The following is a 3,187-nucleotide window of genomic DNA, read 5'->3' on the forward strand; positions in this document are numbered from 1 at the left end:
CGAGCCCGGCGCGCCGAGCCCCGGCCGGCCCGCGCGCCCGCGGCGCCGCGAGGGCCGCGCGGAGGCCGAGGAGGACGCGCTGGTCGACGCCCAGGTGCCCGACGAGCCCACGCGCACCAGCACCTGACAACGGCCCGCGCGGGCGTCCGAGGCCGGGCGGGCGCCGGGTCAGGCGAGCGTGATCAGGTCCAGGTAGTCGGCGTTCCAGAGGTCCTCGTCGCCGTCCGGGAGCAGCAGCACGCGCTCGGGGTCGAGCGCCGCGACCGCGCCCTCGTCGTGGCTGACCAGGACGACCGCGCCCTTGTAGCCGCGCAGCGCGGCAAGGATCTCCTCGCGGCTGGCCGGGTCGAGGTTGTTGGTCGGCTCGTCGAGCAGCAGCACGTTGGCCGACGACACGACGAGGGCCGCGAGCGCGAGACGCGTCTTCTCACCGCCCGACAGCACACGCGCAGGCTTGTCCGCGTCGTCACCCGAGAACAGGAACGAGCCGAGCACCGAGCGCACCTGGGTGTCAGTCAGGTCCGGTGCGGCCGACCGCAGGTTCTCCACCACGGTGCGCGTCAGGTCGAGCGTCTCGTGCTCCTGCGCGTAGTAGCCGAGCTTGAGCCCGTGCCCCGGGTGCACCTCACCGGTGTCGGCCTTCTCGAGGCCCGACAGCAGCCGCAGCAGCGTCGTCTTGCCCGCGCCGTTGAGGCCCAGCACGACGACTCGCGAACCGCGGTCGATCGCGAGGTCGACTCCCGTGAAGACCTCCTGCGAGCCGTAGGACTTCGACAGGTCGGACGCCGTGAGCGGCGTGCGGCCGCACGGCGCGGGGTCAGGGAACCGCAGCCGCGCGACCTTGTCGCTCACGCGGGCCTCCTCGAGTCCCGACAGCATCTTCTCGGCGCGACGCGCCATGTTCTGCGCGGCGACCGCCTTCGTGGCCTTCGCGCGCATCTTGTCGGCCTGCGCCAGGAGGACCGCGGCCTTCTTCTCGGCGTTCGCGCGCTCGCGGCGGCGGCGCTTCTCGTCGGTCTCGCGCTGCAGCAGGTAGGCGTCCCAGCCGAGGTTGTACTGGTCGAGCGCGGCGCGGTTCGCGTCGAGGTGGAACACCTTGTTGACGGTCGCGCGCAGCAGCTCGGCGTCGTGGGAGATCACGACGAAGCCGCCCGAGTACGCCTTGAGGTAGTCGCGCAGCCAGGCGATCGAGTCGGCGTCCAGGTGGTTGGTCGGCTCGTCGAGCAGCAGCGTCTCGACGCCCGAGAACAGGATCCGGGCGAGCTCGACGCGGCGGCGCTGACCGCCCGACAACGTGCCGAGCGTCTGGGACAGCACGCGGTCGTCGAGGCCGAGGTTCGCGGTGATGCGGTGCGCCTCGGACTCGGCGGCGTAGCCGCCCGCGGCGGTGAAGCGCGCCTCGAGCTTGGTGTAGCGCGCCATCGCCTTCTCGCGCGCGGCGTCGTCGCCCTCGGCCATGACGACCTCGGTCGCGCGCATGTTGCGCACGATCTCGTCCAGGCCGCGCGCGGACAGCACCCGGTCGAGGGCGAGCATCTCGAGGTCGCCCGTGGCCGGGTCCTGCGGCAGGTAGCCGACCTCTCCACGCGTGATCGAGCCGCTCGTCGGCTGCGACTGGCCGGCGAGAGTCTTGGTGAGGGTCGTCTTGCCGGCGCCGTTGCGACCGACGAGGCCGATCCGGTCGCCGGCCGCGATCCGGAACGAGGTCTCGGCAAGAAGCTCGCGTGCGCCGATGCGCAGGCCGACGCCATGAGCGGTGATCACGTGGTGGTTTCCTCCGGAAAGCCCGCTCACGTGTTGGGCGGGCGCACAAACGCCAACAATCTTAACGACCGCTAGCGTGACGACCTGCCGCTATTTCCGACGGAGGCCCCGGCGCGCACGCGCGAGGAGGGTCCGTCCCAGCGCGACGGGCCCGTCGAGCCCGATCGACGACAGCCGAGCAAGCCGACCCGAGGGAGCAACACCCGTGGCCGACGCACGCGAGCACGACATCCTGACCGCCCCCGGGGCCACCGGCCCGACGCAGACGACCGACGCCGCGCGGCCCGACGACGCCGTGACGCATCTCGCAGCGCCCGACCCCCTGAACGACCCCGCCGCGGTGCTCGACGCCGCTCTGCCCGCCCCTGTCGAGCGTCCGAGCACCATCGCCACCGACCTGGCGCTCGTCGCGACGTTCGCCGCGTTCCTGGCGGTGTGCGCGATCATCCCGGGGATCCCCACCGGTACCGGCGTGCCCGTCACGCTGCAGACGTTCGGCGTGGTCCTCGCGGGGCTCGTCCTGGGCTGGCGCCGCGGCACCCTCGCGGTGCTCCTGTACCTCGCCGTGGGTCTCGCGGGCGTCCCCGTGTTCTCCGGCGGCGCGAGCGGGCTGGCCGTCCTGGCGGGCCCGAGCGCCGGCTACCTCGTGGCGTTCCCGTTCGCCGCCGCGCTCGCCGGCTGGCTCGCCGGGGCGGCGCGCACCGCGACCGGTCAGGCGCGGTACCTCGTCCTGGTCGCGAGCGGCGTGATCGGCACCGCACTGACCATCCACCCCGCCGGCATCGTGGGCATGGCTCGGTACTTCCACGTGGACGTGTCCGAGGCGTTCGGGTGGGGCGCCGTGTACTTCCCGGGCGACGTCGTGAAGAACCTGCTCGCCGCCGGCGTCGCGACGGCGGTGTTCGCGCACTACCCGGACCTGCTGCGCCGGCGTCGCTGATGATCGAGCTGCGTCAGGCGCTGGTCACGGCCTGGACCCCCGACCCGTCGGGCGGTCCGGACACCGTGACGCGACTGCTGGGCCCGGTCTCCCTCACGATCGCCGAGCGCAGGGTCGCGGTCGTCGGCGCGAACGGGTCCGGCAAGTCGACCCTCGCGCGGCTGCTCAACGGGCTGGTCCTGCCGTCGGCCGGGTCCGTCGTGATCGGCGGCCTGGACACCGCGAAGGACGGGCCCGCGGTCCGGCGCCGTGTCGGGTTCGTCTTCACGGACCCGGACGCGCAGCTCGTCATGCCGACGCCCGTCGAGGACGTCGCGCTCTCGCTGCGGCGCACCGTGCGGGACGCCGCCGCACGTGAGGAGCTGGCGCGCGCGGCGCTCGCCCGGGTCGGCCTCGCCGACCGCGCGGACCTGCCCGTGCACGCGCTGTCCGGCGGGCAGCGTCAGCTCCTCGCACTGACGAGCGTGCTCGCGACCGAGCCCG

Annotated in this window: 3 protein-coding genes; 2 read left to right on the forward strand and 1 reads right to left on the reverse strand. The window is 73.6% G+C overall.

What is annotated here, in order from left to right; translation table 11 throughout:
• Positions 1-168: 168 nt before the first annotated feature.
• Positions 169-1,764, reverse strand: coding sequence for an ABC-F family ATP-binding cassette domain-containing protein (locus tag CWIS_RS08255; protein ID WP_048342793.1), 1,596 nt, complete (start codon positions 1,762-1,764; stop codon positions 169-171).
• 205 nt (positions 1,765-1,969) lie between these two features.
• Here CWIS_RS08255 and CWIS_RS08260 point away from each other — a divergent pair, with 205 nt between their 5' ends.
• The gene (locus CWIS_RS08260) at positions 1,970-2,704 is read left to right on the forward strand and encodes a biotin transporter BioY (protein ID WP_353848607.1); all 735 of its coding nucleotides are present in this window, start codon (positions 1,970-1,972) and stop codon (positions 2,702-2,704) included.
• On the forward strand, positions 2,704-3,187 hold a 484-nt coding region (locus tag CWIS_RS19320), incomplete at its 3' end, for an energy-coupling factor ABC transporter ATP-binding protein (protein ID WP_048342825.1). The genes CWIS_RS08260 and CWIS_RS19320, both read left to right, overlap by 1 nt.

It is taken from the genome of Cellulomonas sp. A375-1 (genome assembly GCF_001040865.1).
GTDB lineage: Bacteria > Actinomycetota > Actinomycetes > Actinomycetales > Cellulomonadaceae > Cellulomonas > Cellulomonas gelida.